This is a genomic window from Microcoleus sp. BROC3 (assembly GCF_036702515.1).
Lineage (GTDB): Bacteria > Cyanobacteriota > Cyanobacteriia > Cyanobacteriales > Microcoleaceae > Microcoleus.
Genome location: NZ_JAUBTQ010000084.1, coordinates 1 through 21,149, shown reverse-complemented (window position 1 = coordinate 21,149; position 21,149 = coordinate 1). Strand labels below are relative to the sequence as shown.

At 44.8% G+C, this 21,149-nt stretch carries 22 protein-coding genes and 2 pseudogenes; 10 read left to right on the top strand and 14 right to left on the bottom strand.

The window, feature by feature from the left end; translation table 11 throughout:
* A partial coding sequence (locus tag QUB30_RS34030; RefSeq protein ID WP_445300568.1) for a transposase-like zinc-binding domain-containing protein occupies positions 1-105 on the bottom strand: 105 nt, incomplete at its 3' end.
* 29 nt (positions 106-134) lie between these two features.
* Here QUB30_RS34030 and QUB30_RS30890 point away from each other — a divergent pair.
* Together QUB30_RS30890 and QUB30_RS30885 are read left to right on the top strand one after the other, a co-directional pair.
* The gene (locus QUB30_RS30890) at positions 135-449 is read left to right on the top strand and encodes a nucleotidyltransferase domain-containing protein (RefSeq protein ID WP_333341740.1); all 315 of its coding nucleotides are present in this window, start codon (positions 135-137) and stop codon (positions 447-449) included.
* Positions 350-1,084 (top strand): annotated as a pseudogene (locus QUB30_RS30885) (IS1 family transposase). Before QUB30_RS30890 ends, QUB30_RS30885 begins: the two are co-directional and overlap by 100 nt.
* Before the next feature lie 342 nt (positions 1,085-1,426).
* On the opposite strand, the gene QUB30_RS30880 reads toward QUB30_RS30885, so the two are convergent.
* Positions 1,427-2,212 carry an ATP-binding cassette domain-containing protein gene (locus QUB30_RS30880; RefSeq protein ID WP_333341736.1) on the bottom strand — a complete coding sequence of 262 codons (786 nt, stop codon included), beginning with the start codon at positions 2,210-2,212 and terminating at the stop codon, positions 1,427-1,429.
* Between the two features lie 541 nt (positions 2,213-2,753).
* On the opposite strand from QUB30_RS30880, the gene ssuE reads away from it, so the two are divergent.
* Both ssuE and QUB30_RS30870 read left to right on the top strand, forming a co-directional pair.
* Positions 2,754-3,311 (top strand): NADPH-dependent FMN reductase, encoded by a 558-nt coding sequence (gene ssuE / locus QUB30_RS30875; protein WP_333035528.1) that lies wholly within the window; start codon positions 2,754-2,756, stop codon positions 3,309-3,311.
* A gap of 33 nt (positions 3,312-3,344) precedes the next feature.
* Positions 3,345-4,379: a sulfonate ABC transporter substrate-binding protein gene (locus tag QUB30_RS30870; protein ID WP_333341734.1), complete on the top strand. Its 1,035-nt coding sequence runs from the start codon at positions 3,345-3,347 to the stop codon at positions 4,377-4,379.
* A 164-nt stretch (positions 4,380-4,543) separates the two neighbouring features.
* Here QUB30_RS30870 and QUB30_RS30865 read toward each other — a convergent pair whose 3' ends face one another.
* The 3 genes from QUB30_RS30865 to QUB30_RS30855 form a co-directional block, all read right to left on the bottom strand.
* Positions 4,544-5,548, bottom strand: a complete 1,005-nt coding sequence (locus QUB30_RS30865; RefSeq protein ID WP_333341732.1) for a 2-oxoglutarate and iron-dependent oxygenase domain-containing protein — start codon at positions 5,546-5,548, stop codon at positions 4,544-4,546.
* A 36-nt stretch (positions 5,549-5,584) separates the two neighbouring features.
* Positions 5,585-5,977, bottom strand: a complete 393-nt coding sequence (locus tag QUB30_RS30860; protein WP_333132581.1) for a carboxymuconolactone decarboxylase family protein — start codon at positions 5,975-5,977, stop codon at positions 5,585-5,587.
* A gap of 93 nt (positions 5,978-6,070) precedes the next feature.
* Positions 6,071-6,664, bottom strand: a complete 594-nt coding sequence (locus tag QUB30_RS30855; protein WP_333341730.1) for a carbonic anhydrase — start codon at positions 6,662-6,664, stop codon at positions 6,071-6,073.
* Positions 6,665-6,976: 312 nt separating this feature from the next.
* On the opposite strand from QUB30_RS30855, the gene QUB30_RS30850 reads away from it, so the two are divergent.
* The 5 genes from QUB30_RS30850 (at position 6,977) to QUB30_RS30830 (ending at position 10,981) form a co-directional block, all read left to right on the top strand.
* Complete coding sequence (locus QUB30_RS30850; RefSeq protein WP_333341738.1) at positions 6,977-7,219, top strand: hypothetical protein; 243 nt, start codon at positions 6,977-6,979, stop codon at positions 7,217-7,219.
* Between the two features lie 194 nt (positions 7,220-7,413).
* Positions 7,414-8,391, top strand: a complete 978-nt coding sequence (locus tag QUB30_RS30845; RefSeq protein ID WP_333341727.1) for a sulfurtransferase — start codon at positions 7,414-7,416, stop codon at positions 8,389-8,391.
* 187 nt (positions 8,392-8,578) lie between these two features.
* A complete protein-coding gene (locus QUB30_RS30840) occupies positions 8,579-9,787 on the top strand; it encodes a YeeE/YedE family protein (RefSeq protein ID WP_333341725.1) in 1,209 nt (402 codons plus the stop codon).
* A 24-nt stretch (positions 9,788-9,811) separates the two neighbouring features.
* A complete protein-coding gene (locus tag QUB30_RS30835; protein ID WP_333341722.1) occupies positions 9,812-10,561 on the top strand; it encodes a TSUP family transporter in 750 nt (249 codons plus the stop codon).
* A gap of 147 nt (positions 10,562-10,708) precedes the next feature.
* Positions 10,709-10,981 carry an acyl-CoA dehydrogenase family protein gene (locus tag QUB30_RS30830; protein ID WP_333341720.1) on the top strand — a complete coding sequence of 91 codons (273 nt, stop codon included), beginning with the start codon at positions 10,709-10,711 and terminating at the stop codon, positions 10,979-10,981.
* Between the two features lie 103 nt (positions 10,982-11,084).
* Here QUB30_RS30830 and ssuC read toward each other — a convergent pair whose 3' ends face one another.
* The 9 genes from ssuC to QUB30_RS30785 form a co-directional block, all read right to left on the bottom strand.
* Complete coding sequence (gene ssuC, locus QUB30_RS30825; protein ID WP_333035550.1) at positions 11,085-11,870, bottom strand: aliphatic sulfonate ABC transporter permease SsuC; 786 nt, start codon at positions 11,868-11,870, stop codon at positions 11,085-11,087.
* Positions 11,867-13,048, bottom strand: a complete 1,182-nt coding sequence (gene ssuD, locus QUB30_RS30820; RefSeq protein ID WP_333035552.1) for an FMNH2-dependent alkanesulfonate monooxygenase — start codon at positions 13,046-13,048, stop codon at positions 11,867-11,869. Before ssuD ends, ssuC begins: the two co-directional genes overlap by 4 nt.
* A gap of 22 nt (positions 13,049-13,070) precedes the next feature.
* Complete coding sequence (locus tag QUB30_RS30815; RefSeq protein ID WP_333341717.1) at positions 13,071-14,153, bottom strand: sulfonate ABC transporter substrate-binding protein; 1,083 nt, start codon at positions 14,151-14,153, stop codon at positions 13,071-13,073.
* Between the two features lie 340 nt (positions 14,154-14,493).
* Positions 14,494-15,702, bottom strand: a complete 1,209-nt coding sequence (locus tag QUB30_RS30810; protein ID WP_333341715.1) for an acyl-CoA dehydrogenase family protein — start codon at positions 15,700-15,702, stop codon at positions 14,494-14,496.
* A 63-nt stretch (positions 15,703-15,765) separates the two neighbouring features.
* The gene (locus QUB30_RS30805; RefSeq protein WP_333341713.1) at positions 15,766-16,587 is read right to left on the bottom strand and encodes a class I SAM-dependent methyltransferase; all 822 of its coding nucleotides are present in this window, start codon (positions 16,585-16,587) and stop codon (positions 15,766-15,768) included.
* Between the two features lie 274 nt (positions 16,588-16,861).
* Positions 16,862-17,614, bottom strand: coding sequence for an ABC transporter ATP-binding protein (locus QUB30_RS30800; RefSeq protein WP_333341711.1), 753 nt, complete (start codon positions 17,612-17,614; stop codon positions 16,862-16,864).
* A gap of 52 nt (positions 17,615-17,666) precedes the next feature.
* Positions 17,667-18,494 carry an ABC transporter permease gene (locus QUB30_RS30795; protein WP_333341709.1) on the bottom strand — a complete coding sequence of 276 codons (828 nt, stop codon included), beginning with the start codon at positions 18,492-18,494 and terminating at the stop codon, positions 17,667-17,669.
* 164 nt (positions 18,495-18,658) lie between these two features.
* Positions 18,659-19,708, bottom strand: a complete 1,050-nt coding sequence (locus tag QUB30_RS30790; protein ID WP_333341707.1) for an aliphatic sulfonate ABC transporter substrate-binding protein — start codon at positions 19,706-19,708, stop codon at positions 18,659-18,661.
* A 274-nt stretch (positions 19,709-19,982) separates the two neighbouring features.
* Positions 19,983-20,120 (bottom strand): hypothetical protein, encoded by a 138-nt coding sequence (locus QUB30_RS30785; protein WP_333341705.1) that lies wholly within the window; start codon positions 20,118-20,120, stop codon positions 19,983-19,985.
* A 764-nt stretch (positions 20,121-20,884) separates the two neighbouring features.
* On the opposite strand from QUB30_RS30785, the pseudogene QUB30_RS30780 reads away from it, so the two are divergent.
* Positions 20,885-21,109: pseudogene (locus QUB30_RS30780) on the top strand (transposase family protein); the annotation flags it as partial.
* Between the last annotated feature and the right edge of the window lie 40 nt (positions 21,110-21,149).

Genomic DNA, 21,149 nt, shown 5'->3' with positions numbered 1-21,149 from the left:
ACATTGGACACAAATGTGATTCTGTTTTCCTTTCTTCTTGCCGTTTTTACGGATATGGGTTGATTTACATTCGCTTGTATTGCATAAATTATTCCTCCTATTCATACTCTAACTCAGCAACGCCGAATTACTGTATTACTTACGAGCGATCGCAAATTCTCGCTATTGCCCAAAAGCACGGAGCCTACAACGTGCGCGTATTCGGTTCAGTAGCACGGGGCGAAGCGACACAAGAAAGTGATATTGATTTGTTAGTGGATTACGATGCCAGAAAGGGCATTGCTGAATTAGGGTATGATAAATTGAGAGTGCGATCGCCAAAAATAACACTTCAAAAAACGGAGAGCGTATGCAATGTCCTGAATGCCATTCAACTTACGTTAATAAAAATGGTCATAAAAAAGGTAAACAGAATTATATTTGTGTCGATTGTGGCAGACAATTTATAGATTGCTATCAACCTCATAAAGGTTACTGTTGAGAGGTGAAACGTGAATGCCTCAAAATGTATGTCAATGGTCTAGGTTTTCGAGCAATAGAGAGGATTAAAGGAGTACATCACACCAGCATCATAAATTGGGTCAAGCAACTAGGATAATTGCTGCCTGATGCTTATGAACCCGAGACAATTCCCGAAGTTGGAGAACTTGATGAACTAGAAACATTGGTTGGTCAAAAAAAATAAATTTTGGCTATCTACGGCGGTTAATCACTTTCAGCCAGGGATTTTAGGATGGGTGCTGGGAGACCATAGTGCAGCAACTTTTCGACCACTGTGGGAAGCACCTAGGTAATTGGAAATGTCATTTTTATGTAACAGATGGATAGCCAGTTTATCCCATGTTTATTCCAGATGGAGACCAAATTATCTGTAAAACTTACATGACCAGAGTAGAGGGCGACAATACGCGGTTACGACATTACGCAAGCCCGACTTCATCGCCAGACACTCTGTTATTCTAAGTCGAGAGAGATGCTCACAAATTCAATTCGCTTATTAATTCATTATCTTAAGTTTTGGGAGGTTCCGGTTCCGGATCGAGGGCCTCATTTCAATCGCGTTCGAGCGAGGCAAATCGAGTAGCTAATACATCCCTGTGAGCGCACAAATCATACCTCCATTCAGCAACGCCAATTTTTTTCCTATTCTATTTCACTTTATGTAAAAGTTAAGGATGCCAATCAACTGTTGGGCAGCCTATCAACTAGGGAGGCTGACAATCTTTTAATTTGATAAATCTTATAAATTTAATAATGAGACGAATCTATTCGGCTTAAAATTGTTTAAGAGCTGTAAATTCAGCTTGAGAACTTTAATAATTGTGAAATCAGGGCGTTAATTAGTTGGCATTCTCCTGATTATTAGCAGAATAAGTCGGACTGAGCCAAACAACTTGCTATTGAGATCATTTATGCCAAGCACCGTTTACCGAAACGCAGTTATTGAAAATTTTTCTGTATCTTTGCTACTTTCTTTTTGACCCATAACGCGCTGTAAAATCGCCTCTACTTTCGCAGCAAATAGAGCATTTCCTCTCTGCCTCGGTCGCGGCATATCAATAGAACAGTCCATTGCAATCTGACCATTTTCTATTAAAATAACTCGGTCAGCAAGCACCACTGCTTCTTCTACGTCGTGAGTGATCAGTAGCGCGGTAAATCCTTTTTCTTGCCACAAATTTTCTAACAATTGCTGCATCTCAATACGGGTCAAAGCATCCAACGCGCCGAGGGGTTCATCAAGCAGCAGTAAATGAGGTTCGCAGGCAAGGGCTCTTGCTAAAGAAACTCTTTGCTTTTGACCGCCCGAGAGTACCGCCGGCCAATCGTTGGCGCGATCGCCAAGCCCTACCGCGTGAAGGACTTGCATCGCTTTGTAGTGCGTGTTTTCTTTGGCCGTGAGTAGCCCTAATTTCACATTTGCCACCACTTTTTGCCAAGGTAGTAGCCGTGCATCCTGAAACATCATTGTCACTTTAGAGTTAAGTTTGCGGGACGGCTTTCCATCTAGAAAGACAGTTCCTTGAGTGGGAACTTCTAGTCCGGCGATTAAGCGCAGTAAGGTACTTTTGCCACATCCGCTGCGACCTACAATTGCTACAAATTCTCCGGGATTTATTTCTATGTTGATATCCCGCAAAATTTTAATATTTCCAAATGACTTCTGGAGTCCTACTAATTCTAGACCTATTCCTGAGAGTGGTGATTCCATTCTAAAAAACCTCCATATCGCGATCTATCCCACAGGCTCAAAACCTTTTTCGCTGTCAAAGGTGGCTGTTGAGCAAGTGCCAATTCGTCTCCTACTCACCGGTGCTGGTGAATAGCAGATTAGCATTTCTAAATTTAATCTATTGTAACTCAGTCAAATTATAGTAGATTGTGATTAAACAAGATTATTGCATAGGTATCTCCAAAAAGCAAGATAATTTTTCGCCCAACTTCTGCGGCTTTGATAAATAATTTTTAAGAACAAGCAAACCCCCTTGCTGTAAAGGTTCTGTTTTTGAGTCCGGTGGGATTATGCTGTATTTGGGAGAAAAAATCTGACAGTTGATTCCCGCCGAGATTCGCGATCGCCCAAAATTTGTATAAGAGTTATCAAAATTTACATCTCAACTTACTTGCTTTTTAAAATTGACCGTGCTAGCTTACTATCTATAAAATACGGTAATTCTACAGAGTTACCGTAGTTAGGAGCGATTCCGTAAATCGTTCATTTTTAAATGAGTCAAAAATAGGAGGACTATTAAATGCCTAATGTTGTTGCGATCGCAGGTAGCCCGTCTCATCCATCCCGGTCTTTTGCGGTGCTCGAATACGCCCGCCGCGCTGTCGAGAAAGAGGGACTAAGTACGGCATCTATCAACGTCCGCGATCTCCCGCCAGAGGTATTAATTTACGGACAATTCGCGAACCCAGACTTAAAAGCAGTCAATGATTTAGTAGTAGAAGCCAAGGGCATAATCATCGCCACACCTGTTTACAAAGCAGCCTACACAGGCGTACTCAAAGCTTACTTAGATTTGCTCCCGCAGAAGAGTTTAGCTGGTAAAGTTATTCTCCCCATAGCCACCGGAGGTACGCTGGGTCACTTATTAGCAATTAACTACGCCCTCAAACCAGTGTTATCCGAGCTGGGCGCTAGTCATATCTTGGCTGGTGTCTATGTTTTAGACACGCAGATTCAAAGTTATGACGAAACAAGCGTACAACTTGAAGAGGAAACAGAACAAAGATTGCGATCGCAATTGCAAGAGTTTGTTGGTGCCCTGCAAACTGGCAAACCCGAATTAGTTGGAAGTCTCTGATAGGAAAGTTACTAACAAACAATATTATTGTTTATGCTCAAAAGACTGATTTCATTCCTTGCTCAATTATGGCGATCGCACCTTTCCCTAGCAGCGCTATTTCTATTGGGAATCAGCTTAAATTGGGCGATCGCCGCCTGTAACAATACTCCCCCCCCTACGGGCTCTGCAAGCCCCGCCGCTTCCCCCGCAGCAGCTCAAGCTCAGGTAGTCCGCATCGGCCATCAGAAATTAGACCCCTTCACGCTAGTCAAAGCCAGAGGCGGGTTAGAGAAACGCTTGCAGCCTCTAGGTATATCGGTTGAGTGGAAAGAATTTCAGTCAGGCCCCCCGATGTTGGAAGCGCTAAACGCCGGCAGCATCGACATCGCCCGCACCGGGGACGCTCCTCCAGTCTTTGCCCAGGCTGCTAACGCACCCCTCCTTTACATTGGCGGAAGCGCCCCCAAAGACCGCAGTTCAGGTATTTTAGTTCCTGCTAATTCGGCAATTCAAACCCTTGCAGATTTGCGGGGTAAGAAAATAGCTTTTACAAAAGGTTCAAGCGCCAATTACCTGTTAGCAAAAGCACTGAAATCCGCAGGGATAAAATGGACTGAGATTGAGCCTGTTAACCTGACACCAGCCGATGCCAGAGCTGCCTTTCAACAAGGTAATGTAGATGCTTGGGTAATTTGGGACCCGTTTTATGCAGCAGCTCAAGCGCCAAGAGATGTTCGTGTTGTTAAACATAGTAAAGGACTAGCAGCTAACCGAGATTTTTACTTAGCTAATCGCTCATTTGCTCAGTCTAATTTCAAAATTATTGAGGCAATTAGAGAAGAAACTCAAGCAGTAGCGACTTGGGCGGATGCGAATCCCCCAGAAGTAGTCAAGATTCTCGCTCCCATTCTGAAAATTGATGTTTCTATCTTAGATGTAGTGACTCGACGGCGGAGTTATGGATTTGAACCGATCCAAGCTGATATGGTTGCCGAGCAACAGGAAATTGCGGATACTTTTTTTGAACTCGGCTTAATTCCCAAGCAGCTAAAAGTTGAAGAAGTAGTTTGGAAACCAGGTAATTAAAAATCCCAGCTTGTGGGTAAATGTTGGATACCGAAACCGCGATTTTTTTTCCTAGTTTCGATGTCTTAACAATAGATACATTCATCTTCTATTTGATGCTGAGAGGGTTCCTAAAATGCAGACTTCCGAGCCTCTAAGATCGTTTAATAAATCCAGGTGACTGTTTACAAAACTTCCTGGCGCAATTGGGGAAAAACCTTTCCAACTTTGTTCAGGACATAATCGCCGTAAGTGCCGCGAAACTCGTGAACGCTGGCTTTATCCCAACGTTCGTTCTTGTTGTCATCGACGAGCGCTCCCTTGATTTCAATCGGGTGGAGTTCAGCATTGAAATTGGGATCGAAGAAGAAGGGAAATGAGAGGCGAGATCGTCCTGACACATTCTTGACTCGATGAGGAGTAGACCGATAAAGTCCACCTGTGAGGCGATCGAGCATATCGCCAATGTTACAAACAAATGAGTTGGCGATCGGCGGAGCATCAATCCAGCCTGATTTTGTCTTCACTTGCAACCCACCTAAATCATCCTGCTTGAGAATCGTGAGCAAACCATAATCGGTATGCTCTCCCACTCCCCAAGATTGCCCTTGCGGATTGCTTTGTGGTGGATAGTTGAAAATGCGAAATAAAATCAGGGGATCTTTCGTATAGCGATCGCGAAAATAAGATGCTTCTAAGTTCAAACTCAGGGCAATTCCAGCCATTACTGCGTGACCCAGTTGAGTCATGACTGCTAGATACTCCAGCACTGTGGAGCGAAACTGGGGAATCTCTGGAAACAGATTTGCTCCAAACATGGGAACACCTGCTTGAACAGCCGGATGGGTTTGATTCAATTCCGATCCGAAATAAATTCCTTCTTTCAAATCTGGTTTACCATTCGTCAGTTCACCTCCAACCGGAAAGTAGCCGCGCCATGCCCGACCTCCCAGCGCCATCCGAATTTGCATTTTAGTTTCTAAATCTTGAGCAAAAAACTGACGGCTGAGTTGCTCCAAACGGTTTTGCAAGCCTTGGTCTACACCATGCTCGACAATGTAAAAAAAACCTGTGCCGCAGCAAGCTTGTCGGATTTGGTTGGCAACAGTATCTAGGCGATTATCCGATACCAGCGAACTAATATCGATAACGGGAATCTGAGAAACATCTACGGTTAATTCAGTTGCCATAGAGATGGATTATAAGTGGTTAAGATTGAACGCCTTTTATAATTTAAATTGTTCATCCACTGGAATTTGATAACCATTTGCCAGTCGATTGGTAGCGTTTGCGGTTGCCACGATCGCCATCAGTTCCCCAAATATGGCATCATCCATTCCCTTGGCTCGCGCGGAGGCTGTATGAGATGAAATGCAGTACGGGCAACCATTTGTAACGCTGACAGCAATGTAGATTAACTCGCGGGTAAGGGGATCGAGTTCTCCGGGACCCGTCATCACCTCCTTCACATTCTGCCAGGTACGTTGCAGGGTAGGCGGATGGTTGGCGATCGCTTTCCAAAAGTTGTTGATGTACTCGGTTTTGCGTGTCGCGCGAATGTCGTCATACACTGCGCGTACTTCATCATTTGCGTCTTCGTATTCAATCAAATGGCTCATAGTTGCAATAATGGTGAGAGCGTGAAAAGCACTAATTCATAGTTGAGAAAACCGCAAAGGATTCTGCATTTTTGCGATCGTCCATTACGATGACTAGATCGCTGGAACTGTTGCTCGACCGACTTCAGTTGCGCTGGGGACTTCAATCAATTGCCCTGTTTTCACATCGTAGATAAAGCCATAAATCGGAATGGTTGGTGGCACAAGGGGATGGTTGCGAATTCGTTTGACATCCACAAACACGCTTTCTGCCAAATCTTTGAACGTTAACCAATCGACAAATTCACCTTCCGTGGAACCCGAACCCTGCCCAACATCTCGCCAACCGTTTTCGTCGATTACAGCAGTTTCCAGGCTGTTTGTCAATAATTCTCGGAGGATGCTGTCGGTAAACAGTTGCATTCCACAACCCGTATGGTGAATGACGAACCATTCACGAGTTCCCAATAGCTTGTAAGAGATTACGAGCGATCGAATTGCGTCATCGCTTGCCCGTCCTCCAGCATTACGAATGACATGGGCATCCCCTTCTGCCAGCCCAGCATATTTTGCTGGATCGAGGCGAGCGTCCATGCAGGTTAGAATGGCAAAACGACGACCAGGAGGTAGGGGCAAATTGCTTTTGTTGCCAAAGGTCGCAGCATATTCCTGGTTAGCAGACAGCACTTCTTGCAGAATTTGACTCATGCTTGAATTTTCCCAAATTGTTGAATTATGATGGCAAGCAATGTTAAAATACTGTATCTCGGTAAGTAAACCGTATTTTACCACTATTACCGTTATTAAATTGTTCCTATAGATATCTTTTGGATATTGAGGGCAGTGATGGCAGCCCACGACCATATTCTGCAAGCGATCGGCAAAACACCGTCGATTTGGGGTGTAGGTCAGTTAATGACTGTGACAACTTCAAATACTGAGAAGCCGAACTCTTCTATTTGATGTGGATATGGTTCCGACAATACTGATGATTTCTGATACTCCAACAACGAGCGCGCGATCGTCGGTGCTGGCTTCAGTGGTTCTCTAGTAGCGACTCGCCTGTTAAAAACAGCTAACCGCGCCTTGCTAATCAAGCTGATTGAGCGCGATGGCATATTGGCAAGGGAGTTGCCTATAGCACCACCAACAGTCGAGTTGGTCTTTCCCTTGATCTTGAGTGTGCCTTGCTGTAAGATAAAATTCAGCTATACTACGGTAAACCAATCGACTTATAGTATAAAATGCGTAAGTCCTAATTAACCCAGACATTTAGCAAGGAGTCGAGGAGACGAATCATGAGCAAGTGGTTTGCCATTCCCAGACGTAGGTTACTGCTATTTTTGATTTCTGGGGTGTTTCTAACGAACTGCCCCCTACCTCCTGCCTTCTTTTGACGTTAATGAATGTTGGGTTATTGACTTGTTGATGGCATCTGATTAAGGAGATTTATAGTTATGAATTTGAGATTTTTGCGGGGAATCTGGAAAAGATCCCTCAAGCCCTCTGTTTTGGTAATAGTGGCGATCGCAACCTTGCTGGGAGTTTCACTCTTCTCGATTTCACCGCTGACTGCAACCCCCAGTGCCAAAATTCAATTTGTTTCTCCCAATTGGGTAGCAGCCAACGCAAAAGATCCAAATTTGCGAATTTTGGATGTGCGAAATGCGCCTCTGGAGTATATTGGAGGCCATGTTCCAAACGCAGTACACATTGCAGATACTGCATTTCGTGGCCCCGACGGATTTTTGCCCGTGCAGTATTGGGATACCCAGAAATTATCTTCGATCTTTTCTCGATCTGGTGTTAGCAGTAACAGTCGCGTTCTCGTTTATTCCGATGCACGAGATATTTTGGGAGCGACAATGGTTGCCTATTTACTAGAGCGATCGGGAGTAAAAGATATTGCAGTTTTAGATGGGGGATATACAGGATACAAAGCTTCTGGGCAACCTGTTGTTAAGGAATATCCCAAATACAAGTTTACACAGTTTGCGGTTCAAGATAATCCCTCAATTCGCGTTAACCTTCAACAGGTTGGAGAATTAATTGGTAAACCAGGTGTTGTTTTTATCGATCCTAGACCAGGTGATTTATTCCGAGGTGAGAAAGATATCTGGGTACGCAATGGGCACATTCCTGGTGCGAAAAATATTCCATGGCCTGCGTTTACGGAAGCCGAGAACTCTCAGGAGGATCTCAAAAACCCTCATCAGTTGAAGTCACTGGATGCGATTCGCAAAATCCTGGCGGACAAGAAGATTAAGCCTTCAGATGATGTGATTGTGTCATGCAGCACTGGGCGTGAAGCAACATTACAGTATGTCGTGCTAAAACATCTTTTGGGATATCCTAAAGTTCGGATCTACGACGGTTCTTGGACTGAGTACAGTACGTCTAATTTGCCAGTTGAAATTGGAGCGGAAAAAGTTTAGTTATTTGGTGCTAAGCTGTTCGACATTTAAAGGTCTAATGTATGAAAGTTTTGATTTCATCACTTGTTGTTTTTGCTACTGTGGCAGTAATATTTGGGTTTGATTTTGTACAGCTAAGTCAACCCGCTTTAGGCAGTTGCGATCCGCCACCGGAACAACCGAAGAGCCCACCTAAGAAGTAGTAAAAATGAGTTCATCAGTTTCTGGTGAGCCGTTATGGGCTCCTTTTCGTCCCCATCGCTTGATAATTGCGATCGCCTTAGCACTTTTTACTGTTGGGACAATTACACTGAATCGTTATGGTTGGCAGCAAAGCCTATTGTTCTTGATTGGTGGGTTGCTGGGGCTAACACTTTACCATTCTAGCTTTGGCTTTGCCAGTGCTTACCGCAAGTTACTTGTGCATAGAGACGCGCGGGGAGCGATCGCACAAATTATCATGCTGGCGATCGCTACTGTTCTGTTTGCGCCGACTCTGGCAGCCGGAACAGTATTTGGGCAGCCGGTGCGGGGTGCTGTTGCGCCTGTAGGCGTTCAAGGGGCGATCGGTGCCTTCCTGTTTGGGATTGGGATGCAGCTTGGGGGGGCCTGCGGTTGTGGTACTTTGTATACCGTTGGTTCCGGTAGTCTCACTCTGCTGGTGACGCTGGTGACATTTTGCCTTGGGGCATTTGCAGCTAGCTTAACCCGACAGTTGTGGGTGAATTTGCCTGCTTTGCCGGCGATTTCTTTGGCGGATAATCTTGGCTGGTTTTGGGCAGTGGTTTTGCAACTGACAATTTTCGCTGCTTTGTTTGTTACTCTCCAACGTATTTTCCCTTCTGCAAAAGCTCTTTCTTCTCCTCCCCTAACTTCTTCCCCTCCGCTTTTCCCCTCCTCGCTAACTCAGCTAATTTACGGCCCTTGGTCGCTACTCACAGGTGCGATCGCGCTGTCACTGCTCAACTGGCTGACGCTGATCCTGTCGGGGCAACCCTGGCGGATTACCTGGGGCTTTGCGCTGTGCGCGGCCCAGATTGCATCGTTTTTGGGGTGGGACTCTACCAGCAGCCCATTTTGGAAGACTTCCAACGCTCAGGCTGCTCTCACGAATGGCGTGTTTGCAGATGTCAGTTCGGTGATGAATGGTGGGATAGTTCTAGGATCGCTGCTGGCTGCAGGGTTAGCAGGGCGATGGGTTCCAACTTTTGGGCCTTCCAAACAGATTCTAGCGGCGGCGATATTAGGTGGCTTACTGATGGGCTACAGTGCATTTCTTGCCTACGGTTGCAATGTGAGTGGGTTCTTTGGGGCGATCGCGTCTACCAGTTTGCACGGCTGGCTGTGGATTGTGGCTGCACTCCTGGGAACTGCGATCGGGGTGCGGTTACGACCTTTGTTTCGGCTACCCAATTAGCGTAAGGGAACTTATAGAACCCATATGGTTTCCCTTCAACTACTGATCCTGATTACAGTTTTTTTAGCGACCAGCACGATCAGCGTGATTACAGGCAGCACCTCCTTAATTACGGTGCCTGTAATGTTGCAAATGGGCATTGCACCGCGCACGGCTTTAGCCACTAATATGCTGGCACTCACGTTTATGAGTATTGGTGCAACGTTACCGTTTCTGAAGCAACAGACGATTAATCTAAGACGCTTGCCTCTCTTGATTGGGCTGACTCTGATTGGCTCAATTCTAGGAGCAGGATTAGTCCTGGTAATACCGTCAAAGTCCTTACCGCAGATTGTTTCGGCTGCCATGATTGCGGTTGCTGTTTTCTCGATCGCGAATCATCGAGGTGGCGTTCTTCCGGCAGCCGATCGCCCATCACGGGCAGCCCAATTACTCGGTTATGTGGCAACGTTTGGCCTGGGTATCTATGGTGGTTTTTTCAGTGGCGGGTACGTCACCTTGCTAACGGCTGCCTATGTGGCGCTCTTTGGGATGACTTTTGTGGAAGCGATCGCTACAACCAAGCTGGTGAATATCTTTTCCTCGTTCGTGGCAACGGGGGTTTTCACAGCGGCTGGCATCGTTGATTATCGATTGGGCATCATCTTAGGTATTGCCATGTTTATTGGGGGCATCATCGGATCACAGGTGGCTCTCAAACTTAGCAATCGCTGGTTACGTCGGATTTTTTTGGCGACTGTTGTAATCCTCGCCGTCAAAACCATGATGGGATAGAAAATTCCTAGTCTTCGCTCTCACGGTCGTGAGTTTCATAGACCTGTTGGCTATGTTGGCTAAAAAGCTCAAAATCCGACTCACAGGCAGTGAGCGCCTCCAAAGCCGTGGAGTAGCCAGGAGGTGCAATAGGAGAAAACATTCAGCATGGATCGTGTATTAGGACTGGAGATCATTGAAGTTGTGGAGCAGGCAGCGATCGCAACAGCAAAGGTTGCTGCCACAAAAACAGGTTTAGATGTGACAAGTCGCATTTTTGAAGTGATGGGGGCGCGTGCTACCACCAGTAAATATGGTTTCGATCGCTACTGGCGTAATCTGAGAACGTTTACGCTACATGATTCTGTTGATTATAAAATTCACGATCTGGGTAACTGGGTATTCAACGATCATCTCCCCAATCCCAGCTTTTATACGTAAAAAACACTAACTGAGCAGATCGTGAAGGACAGCATTTCTAGAGAAACTAAGAAAGAAAAAGGGGACACTCTCATTTTTCTTTCTTATTCCTGCTTTTTTATAGCTAAGCGGGCTGATAATTGGGATGCCAAGCCAGCCATTTCTTTTCTAACTTTCTGGCGATCGCATCTGCAAACTTACCCAACAAAGCATACATAATAATGCTCAACACCACAACATCAGTTTGCAAGAACTCGCGAGCATTCATTGCCATGTAACCAATACCAGAATCCGCAGCAATTGTTTCTGCGACAATCAGCGTCAGCCACATAATCCCCAAAGAATATCGCACGCCTACCAAAATTGAAGGCAAAGCCCCAGGCAGAATAACTTGCCACAAAAGAGATGTAGGACTCAAACCATAGACTTTTCCCATTTCAATCAATCCGGCATCGACGCTGCGGATGCCATGAAATGTATTGATATACATTGGGAAAAACACACCCAAAGCCACCAAAAATAACCGAGCTACATCGCCAATTCCAAACCATAAAATTACTAGGGGAATTAAGGCGAGGTGGGGAACATTACGAACCATTTGTACAGAAGTATCTAGCAGCTTTTCTGCGATTGGAGAAAGACCGTTGAGGAAACCAAGAGTTAAACCAATTCCTCCGCCGATGATGAAACCAACGACGGCACGCCAAGCACTAATTCCGATATGGTGAAACAGTTCCCCGGTAATTGCCAATCTAACTCCTGCACTTAAAACACCTGTTGGTGCGGGTAAAACTCTTGTCGAAAGCCAACCCACCTGCACTAAAAGTTGCCAGCTAACAATCAGCACAATCGGTACAATCCAGGGAATAACCTGCTGAAAATAGGGGTTTTTGAGCCATTTTTTGTTCATGATGCGCTCGTAGGAATAACTTGTTTTTGTTGGAGAAACTTATCGTTGGCAACAATTTCGCCAAAAGGACTAAACATTTGCGGTTGATTTGCAGGTGGTTGGTTCTTCAACGGCAAGCGGGGGAATAGCAATTCAGCGACTCGATACGCTTCTTCTAAGTGGGGATAACCGGAAAAAATGAAAGTTTCAATTCCCAATTCGCAATATTCCAACATTCGTGCAACAACGGTATCGGGATCTCCCACTAAGGCAGTACCGGCACCGCCTCTTACTAACCCAATTCCAGCCCACAAATTGGGGCTAATTTCTAGAGCTTCGCGGTTGCCTGCGTGCAGTTCTGTCATCCGCTTTTGCCCTTCAGAGTCCATTCTGGCATAAGCTTTTTGGGCGGCTGCGATCGCATCTTCATCAACATATTTAATCAACCGATTTGCGTCCTCCCAAGCTTCGCTTTCAGTTTCGCGCACAATGACATGAAGGCGAATCCCAAACCGCACAGTTCTACCCTGTTCTGCTGCTAATTTTTTCACAGCTTCAATTTTTTTTGCCACTTGTTGTGGCGGTTCTCCCCAAGTCAGATAGACATCAATATGCTTAGCCGCAATTTGTTGTGCTATGGGCGACGAACCGCCAAACCACAAGGGAGGATGGGGAGTTTGTACAGGTGGGAAGAGAACTTTACCGCCGTTAATTTGGAGATATTCACCGCTAAAATCGACTTCTTTATCTCGCACGTCATTGGAGTTACTACCTTCAAGCATCGCTCTCCAAACTGTCAAGAATTCATCCGTTAATTCATAACGAGCATCGTGACTGAGATGCACTCCATCTCCTGCTAATTCTACCGGATCGCCGCCTGTCACCACATTAATCAATAAGCGTCCGTTAGATAATCGGTCAAACGTTGCTGCCATCCGTGCTGCTACGCCAGGAGACATTAATCCCGGACGAATCGCAACTAAAAAACGCATTTTTTCCGTTACAGACATTAGAGATGAAGCTACTACCCATGCGTCTTCGCATGAGCGTCCAGTCGGCAGCAGAGCACCCGTAAATCCTAAATGGTCAACGGCTTGGGCGATTTGCTTTAAGTAGGAAAAACTGCAAGCTCTCCCTCCAATTCCTGAAGCTAAATAATGTCCGTCTCCGTGAGTTGGTATAAACCAAAATAATTCCATTTTCCTGAGCCTCCATCACTATTTATTGTTTAGTTACCTGAGCCACTTCGCTAATTTTTACCTGTTTGGGAAGCAGCTTCAAATTCACGAAAGTATCAGCAACTTTTTGCTGGTAAGTAACGACTTCCTCCGTAATTGGCTGCACACCGTAAGGCCGTCTCCGTGAGATTTCCTCTAAAGTTGGAACATCAATACCAAGCTCAGGAGACAGCAGTTTTGCCACTTCAGTTGGTTGAGCCACAGCCCATTCATCTACTTTTTGAAGTTCCTCTAAAATTGCCTTAATCCGGTCTGGATATTGCTCGTTAAAAGGTTGAGCAGCTAGATAGAATTCCCGATTAGCTACAAGCCCTTCTCCATCCTTAAGAACGCGAGCTCCTGTAGCTCGTTTCGCTACGGTAAAAAACGGGTCCCAAATTGCCCAAGCATCAGCACTACCTTGTTCAAAAACTGCGCGCGCATCTGCTGGGGGCAGATAAATAGGCTGAATGTCGCTATATTTTAATCCGGCTGCTTTTAATGCTTCTACCACGAGGTATTGCACATTTGAACCTTTGTTAAATACAACTTTTTTGCCTTTCAACCCAGCCACATCTTGAATAGGAGAATCTTTCGGTACTAAGATAGCTTCACCTTTAGGATTAGGAGGCTCATTAGCAACATATACCAATGGTGCGCCAGCAGCTTGTGCGAAAATAGGCGGCGCTTCTCCTGTATGGCCAAAGTCAATACTGCCTGCATTCAAAGCTTCCAGTAATTGAGGGCCAGCGGGAAATTGAAGCCACTGTACAGAAGTGCTTTGAGAAGCCAAACGTTTCTCTAAACTTCCCTGTGATTTAAGGATACTTAGGGTTCCATATTTTTGATAGCCGATCCTAATTACATTGTTCTGTTGTGAGTTAGAACTAGCCACCGATGTGGCAGCAGAAGTCGGGGCAGTAGTTGTATTTGTTTGCTGAGTAGGACTACAGGCAGAAACGGTTAAACTCAAACTGAAGCCAACTGCAAAAAGCCAAGCAAAGGTCTTGATTGAACTAGGTTTGAGTTTGCTCCCAAAATGCCTCAATTTAGCTAAAAATGGGTTTTCTCTTAATCGGGTTAACACTGTTCCTTCCTAAGCTTCAAGTATTGAAAACAAAAAAACGCAATAACCATGTAAAAGCTGAACTAATCATTATTGATGAGTAAGCTACAATAAGCCGACCGATAAACCGTAGTTTATACTAACAAGCTCCTATTATTCCACAAAGGACTTCAAAAATGCAAGCAGATTGTGTAAATTGTTGCTTGTCTGACTTATCTAGTTACTTGAATGATTAATATTCAGTGGTAATGTATCAGTTGCACGCGCAGAAGAAAAAGTAGCATCTAGCTCTGCTGCTATCTGCATAAAAAGCTGAGATACCGCCGAGTGAAGATAAAACATCCTTCAAAAAGGATGTTTTTTACGTATAAAAGCTGGGATTGGGGAGCCGATCGTTGAGTACCCAGTTACCCAGATCGTGAATTTTATAGTCAACAGAATCATGTAGCGTAAACGTTCTCAGATTACGCCAGTAGCGATCGAAACCATATTTACTGGTGGTAGCACGCGCCCCCATCACTTCAAAAATGCGAGTAGTCACATCTAAACCTATTTTTGTGGCAGCAACCTTTGCCGTTGCGATCGCGATCGCGCATTTTCCACGTTCTTCTGTTGTTAAATCTATGCCTTTTTCCCAAGCTGCTTGCACAATGGCCGCGGCTCGCTCCGTCAAACTGCTAACCGCTTGCAGATCGACCCACATTTCTCCGTAGTGTTTCAGAATGTAAGGATCAAGCGTCACACTAGGAGCAGTGGAGGTCAACCAAGGTCGTCCTTCGGTGCAAGTATAGTCTTTGGCAGCAGCAAATGCTCCTTCTGCAATACCCAGATAAATATGGGCAAGATTTATTTGCGTCAAACAAGCTCGTAAAGTACGGAAAGGAATATCAGCACGGGTGCGATCGCCAAACACTTCCGAGTCATAAACGCGCACTTGGTCGAAACTAATACTACCGCTATCGGTTTGACGTTGCCCGATGTTATCCCAATCGTCATGGATTTGTATTCCCTCTCTTTGAGTGGGAATTACAATAATAGTGAGTTCGGAGGTATCTTGACGAACCGCAGTGATGGGTAAGATATCAGAATCTTTAGAACCAGAGCAAAAGCTTTTTGTACCGTTTAGTAAAAAGCCTGTACCATCAGGAGTTAAAGTCGCACGGCGATCGAGGGGATTGAGAGCATTGCACCAAAACCAATTGTTTGTCACCGTATCTTTGTAGAACTGCGCCTTGCGCTCCTCCGTGCCAAAAAGATGCGGGATAACAACCCCTAAATGGTGATAGGAGTAAACATGGGCTAGAGAACTATCAGTCTTTGCCAACTCGCGGGAAATTTGGAGTGCAGCGATCCATGTTTCGCCAATACCGCCATATTCTTTAGGAATAATCAAACTGAGCAAACCGCTAGAGCGAATGCGATCGCGTTCATACTTTGGCGTACCGCCAAGACGATCTCGTTCGATGGCAGTAGCACCAAATTCTTGAGCCAGCGATTTCGCGATCGCTACATAATCTTGCTTGCTGTCTTGCTGTGTTGTGCTTTTCGAGTCTACAAGGGATGTTTTCATATTGATGATACAAAATTGAGGGAAGTAATGACGTACAAATGATTTAGGATTCCTATAGGTTGGTCAGTCCTTAAAACCCAAGTAAACAGAAATCGGTACATCTTCAACAAACTGACCTGAAGGTTCGGCACTGAGAATTGCTGCTTTAATTTCCGCTTCAAATACAGAAGTATCGCCATTAAAGTAATCACGACGGCAGTAAGCGGTGGAGTAGAGATAACCAATAAAATTATCAATCGTCCAGTGTTTTTGAAAGTCAATTTTATGGCGCTTAATCCGAACGAATGGCGATCGATCCAAAACTTCTAAATCCGACTTGTAGAGCAAAGGAACGCTGCTCGATCCCACACGCCGCTCTTCTCCTAGCCACCGTTTGATCGTAGCTATCACATTTTGTGCCCAAACAGAGTCATTTGACCAAATATCTTTTTCAGTTTGAATAATCGCTATCCCCCTATTAGCGTTACTGGTGCGATCGAGCAAATCGTAGCTACGCTGTAGCACCAGTTCTTGATCCATCCAATGAAAAGCACGACCAATGGTGACAAGGGAAAATGTACCAATTGCTGGGGAAATATTTTCTGCTAAATCCCTTACCCAAGCGATATTTGAAGCATGAGCCAGTTTAGCTTCTTGCTTGGCAACTTCGAGCATTTCTGGATCGGGAGCGATACCCAAAACAGATTGAAATCGATCGTGTAAGGCGATCGCTACCAAGCCAATCCCACAGCCGAGATCGAGAAGCTTGCCTTGCCCGTCTAATTGAAATTCCTGTGAGATTAAATCGTAAAGAGCATTTGGGTAGCGCGGTCGATATTGTAGGTAATAAGAAATCGCTCCTTGAAAGAGGGTTGGATCGTAGCTTGGGAGTATTTTAGTAGTCATGATTGAAGTCAATTTTTGCGGAGTTAGGATTTAGGTTTTGAGATAAGCTGTTCGACATTTAAAAAACGATTGTCGGGTCGTCATATCAATTCCGGTTGTATCGGAATGATTAAACCACAGAGGGCACAGAGGACACAGAGAAAGAGAAGAGAGAGAGAATAATTCCGATGTCAACGGATTAGATATCAGCCCTTGGGTTTCGCTCAGGGCGAGAGATCGGAGCGGCGTTTCCCTTGCCTATATTTAGATGTTGATTGCAATTTCAGCCTGGGATTTAAACCTCTAAGGGAACCGTTTGCGTATTGGATAAATCCAAGGTACTCAATAATTTTTCTTTCCAATATTGCAAATTGCGATCGGTACGCCTGCGGGGACGGGGAAGATCGATATCTAGCTCGATATGGATGCGTCCAGGGTTGCCACGCATAACGATCGCGCGATCGCTTAAAATCAGTGCTTCTTCAACATCATGGGTCACAAGAATAATAGTCTGGCGATCGGATTGCCAAATTTCTAACAGACGATCCTGTAGTTGCATTCTAGTAAAGGAATCGAGAGCACTAAAGGGTTCATCTAGCAATAAAATAGAAGGATTAGTGACGAGGGCACGCGCGATCGCCACCCGTTGAGCCATTCCTCCTGATAGTTGGCGCGGCAGCAAACGAGCAAAATCTTGTAATCCAACCTTAACTAGAGCATCACTTGCCCGTGCCCTGCGTTCATCCTTCGGTAAATGATGCAAACCAAACTGCACATTTTCCCAGACGGTTAACCAAGGCATCAGCCGAGGTTCTTGAAATATTACACCAATTTCTGGATGAGCTTTGCTAATGCGAATATCGTCAATTTGCACATCTCCATAAGTTGGCATATCTAATCCAGCAACTATCCGTAAAAGTGTACTTTTGCCGCAACCACTCGTACCGATCAAACTAACAATCTCGCTGCGATTAACAGTTAAATTAATAGACTCCAATCCTACAAAACCATTTTTAAATCGCTTATGCAGTCCTTCGATGAGTAGCATATATGTTTCCTCCTTGGCGCTTTGAATGAATTCTTGAAACTAATGCTTTGAACTAATGGTTGGAAGCGTGTACATCCTGCCAATGGAGTAGCCTATGCGATGCAAGGCCAATAATTGAGTCAGTCACTTTTCCGAAAATCGCAAACAAGAGAATGCTGGCGAGGGTGATGGCAGGTCGTCCAGTCGCTTGCCCGTCGATCAATAAGAAGCCTAAGCCCTGACTTGCTCCCATCAATTCAGCCGCCACGACAAACATCCAGCCCAAACCCAAGCCACTTCGCAAACCGACAATGTAGGCAGGCAATGTCGCGGGCAAGAACACACGGCTGATAAGCTGCCAATCATTGAGTCTATAGATTTTGCCAACCTCAACCAATTTGCGATCGACATTGTGAATGCCGCTCATCAGATTTAAGTAAACGGGGAAGAAGACTCCAACGGCGATCAAAGCAATTTTGGAAGGCTCATGAATTCCCATCCAGAGGATAAATAGTGGCACCCATGCCAGCGAAGGAATGTTACGAAGTGATTGCAAAAGCGGGTCGAGTAAATCGTGAATTAGGCAAGAATAGCCTGTTAATCCTCCTAGAAGAGTGGCAAAAAATGTACCAATTAGGAAGCCAACAAAGACTCGATAGAGTGTAATGCCAATGTGCTGCCATAGTTCCCCTGCTGCACCGAGTTGCCAAACTGTTGTAAGAATAGTTGAGGGAGCAGGTAACAAGTTAGGAGCAACCAAGCCAAACCTAGACAGGCTTTCCCACAATATTAAGAGAAAGACTGGCAAGAGCAAGCCTTTTGCTCTGCCCAGACGGCTGAGGAATTGCCAAATATTACCTGTTTGTGCGCTTGGTATTGCGATCGCAAGTCTTTGTTCCATAACTTAGTGTTTGCTGTTCTGCATAGATAGCTTTGGCTCGGAATTGAAATTTAAAAATGCAAAATTAAAAATGATGAATTTATTTTTAAAATTTTAATTTTTAATTTTTAAATTTCTGATATGCGTTGGTGAGTTGGTGTATATCCACAGCAGATTTTTTTTACTTATGATTTGGCAACCTTTGCCACATACTGCGGATCGATTAAATTGTTAACTACTGTAATGACATCAACGGAATCCTCGATCACGCCGCTTTTTTTCAAGACATCCCCAGCAGCACTAATAACGGCTTTTTGTTCGTCACCAATCGATGAGTTTGATATATCGGTTCGCTCCTCTAATTGTTTAGTTGCTACCGCTTCTGTCAGCTTCGATGCTTTAATCACCACTTGCTTGAGTTCACTAGGATTTGCGATCGCCCATTTCCGTGCCTTCTCATAGGCGGTTAGCACTTGACTAACTTGTTCAGGATATTGTTTGGCAAATGCATCGCGGACATTCAAAAAGCCTTGACTAATTAGTTTGGGATTGCGGAAGAAGAGTTTCGAGCCTTTTTCTACTTCTGTCTGTGCCATAAATGGATCGAGACCAGCCCAGGCATCGACATCGCCTTTCTCAAGGGCAGCTTTACCGTCAGCGTGCGGCAAAGGCACAATTTCTACATCTTTGGTAGTCAAACCGACTTGATCCAAGGCACGCAACAAGAAAATAAACGGATCTGTTCCGCGCGTTGCTGCAACTTTCTTGCCTTTTAGATCGGCGACTTTTTGAATCGAAGAATTCGCCGTAGTTACTAATGCTGTCCATTCGGGCTTCGAGTAAACGTAAATAGACTTGATGGGATTGCCATTGGCTTTGGCAATCAGTGCGGAAGCACCAGAAGTCGAGCCAAAGTCTATGCTGCTGCCATTGAGAAACTCTAATGCCTTGTTACTACCTTGACTGAGCACCCATTCCACTTTGATATTGGTTTTGGCTAAGTCTTCCTCCAGCCAGCCTTTCTCTTTCAACACAAGACTGACAGGATTGTAGTAGGCATAATCTAAACGTACTACCGTAGGAACTGCCGTAGGAGATGAGCCTGGCGATGCTGCTGTAGTGCCAGTTCCAGGAGAGGCAGAATTAGTACAGGCATTGACTAATAGCGCTAGAAACAGCCCAGAAATAAAAAATAGCAGTAACCTACGTGTGGCAACGGCAAACCACTTGCTCATGATTCGTTTCCTCAACTCCTTGCTGAATGTCTCGTTTAATTAGGACTTACGCAGTTATACTATAAATCGATCGGTTTACCGTAGTATAGCTGAATTTTATCTTACAGCAAGGCACACTCAAGATCAATGGTTAAAAGACCAACTGTTGCGGTTAGTGCGTCTTATCGGTTCGCTCAATCGCGGGATGGGTGCGCTTCGGGCGAGCATGGGTCATCGTGGCTTTGGCTACAACAACCTTGGCAACTTTCTTCGTCGGTCGCGATATCGATCGGCTTTAGTCTCCTTCAACTTCGCTCTCCAACTGATACATCCGCAAACTCGGATGTTCGCCAATCAGCCGCCAACAGTATCCCTGAGCGGTTGGGGTAGGTCGCGATCCTTGGCGATACAGGAAGATTGGTTTGTGCCGCATCAATGCCGTGAATATCTCTCGTTCTCTGTCCTGGCAGTCATCCCAAATAAGGTGAGCTTGACTGAGAAAATGGGTCTAAAGCCCCGTCCCTTTAGGACGGCTTTTTCTTTGTCTTAAGGCTTCTAATGAATTCCCTTAAAATATCTGATGAAAGATATTCCTATTGATTCGCAATAAGCTTCTACCTTCTTAAATTATTCTTCGGTCAGTCTGAAAAATACGCTCTTTTTCATTGCGTGAGTATATCTAAATGATATACAATACTAACATGAAGACACTGAAGTTCAAGCTCTATCAAAGCAAGCAAAATAAACATCTCAAACGGTCAATCAATGCCGCCGGGGTGATTTATAACCATTGCATTGCCCTCCACAAACGGTACTACCAGATGTGGGGTAAGCATTTGAACTGTGCAAAACTTCAGGCTCATATCGCAAAACTGCGGAAACGTAACCCGTTTTGGAAATTAGTCGGTTCTCAAGCTGTACAGGATATCTGTCAACGCATTGACAAAGCCTACCAACTGTTTTTTAAGTATCACAAAAAAGGAGTTAGACCCAGGGTAAGCTCATCTAATTTGGTATAAATTGTACTTGACAAAAAGACAACTATAGAGAAAGTGGAATTTATGTATTAGCGATTCTATAATGTTTTAAAAGCTAAGTCGCCCGGCGCGGTGGTAAAACTCAATGGATAAAGGATTCCCGCCTGTTGTGCCAACGTTTAAATCAAAGCAACCACAAAACCCGCCCCAACCTTTGTCTATGCAAGACTTACAAAAGAGCTTGTCAAGTTATTTTGATGACGTACCCCATCCGAGAGTGAACCGAACCAAACGCCACCTCCTTAAAGACATTCTTGTCATTGCCATATTATCTACAATAGCTGGAGGTGATGGATGGGAAGACATGGAAAATTATGGAATCAGTAAGCAGCTATGGTTGCAAAAATGTTTAGACTTACCCAATGGCATCCCGAGCGATGATACCTGACGACGAGTTTTTGAAAAGCTAGACCCGAAAGTTTTAG

Coding starts and splice junctions, on each gene's coding strand:
- QUB30_RS30880 (WP_333341736.1), bottom strand. CDS start 2,212: ATGGAATCACCACTCTCAGGAATAGGTCTAGAATTAGTAGGACTCCAG.
- ssuE (WP_333035528.1), top strand. CDS start 2,754: ATGCCTAATGTTGTTGCGATCGCAGGTAGCCCGTCTCATCCATCCCGG.
- QUB30_RS30870 (WP_333341734.1), top strand. CDS start 3,345: ATGCTCAAAAGACTGATTTCATTCCTTGCTCAATTATGGCGATCGCAC.
- QUB30_RS30865 (WP_333341732.1), bottom strand. CDS start 5,548: ATGGCAACTGAATTAACCGTAGATGTTTCTCAGATTCCCGTTATCGAT.
- QUB30_RS30860 (WP_333132581.1), bottom strand. CDS start 5,977: ATGAGCCATTTGATTGAATACGAAGACGCAAATGATGAAGTACGCGCA.
- QUB30_RS30855 (WP_333341730.1), bottom strand. CDS start 6,664: ATGAGTCAAATTCTGCAAGAAGTGCTGTCTGCTAACCAGGAATATGCT.
- QUB30_RS30845 (WP_333341727.1), top strand. CDS start 7,414: ATGAATTTGAGATTTTTGCGGGGAATCTGGAAAAGATCCCTCAAGCCC.
- QUB30_RS30840 (WP_333341725.1), top strand. CDS start 8,579: ATGAGTTCATCAGTTTCTGGTGAGCCGTTATGGGCTCCTTTTCGTCCC.
- QUB30_RS30835 (WP_333341722.1), top strand. CDS start 9,812: ATGGTTTCCCTTCAACTACTGATCCTGATTACAGTTTTTTTAGCGACC.
- QUB30_RS30830 (WP_333341720.1), top strand. CDS start 10,709: ATGGATCGTGTATTAGGACTGGAGATCATTGAAGTTGTGGAGCAGGCA.
- ssuC (WP_333035550.1), bottom strand. CDS start 11,870: ATGAACAAAAAATGGCTCAAAAACCCCTATTTTCAGCAGGTTATTCCC.
- ssuD (WP_333035552.1), bottom strand. CDS start 13,048: ATGGAATTATTTTGGTTTATACCAACTCACGGAGACGGACATTATTTA.
- QUB30_RS30810 (WP_333341715.1), bottom strand. CDS start 15,702: ATGAAAACATCCCTTGTAGACTCGAAAAGCACAACACAGCAAGACAGC.
- QUB30_RS30805 (WP_333341713.1), bottom strand. CDS start 16,587: ATGACTACTAAAATACTCCCAAGCTACGATCCAACCCTCTTTCAAGGA.
- QUB30_RS30800 (WP_333341711.1), bottom strand. CDS start 17,614: ATGCTACTCATCGAAGGACTGCATAAGCGATTTAAAAATGGTTTTGTA.
- QUB30_RS30795 (WP_333341709.1), bottom strand. CDS start 18,494: ATGGAACAAAGACTTGCGATCGCAATACCAAGCGCACAAACAGGTAAT.
- QUB30_RS30790 (WP_333341707.1), bottom strand. CDS start 19,708: ATGAGCAAGTGGTTTGCCGTTGCCACACGTAGGTTACTGCTATTTTTT.
- QUB30_RS30785 (WP_333341705.1), bottom strand. CDS start 20,120: ATGCGGCACAAACCAATCTTCCTGTATCGCCAAGGATCGCGACCTACC.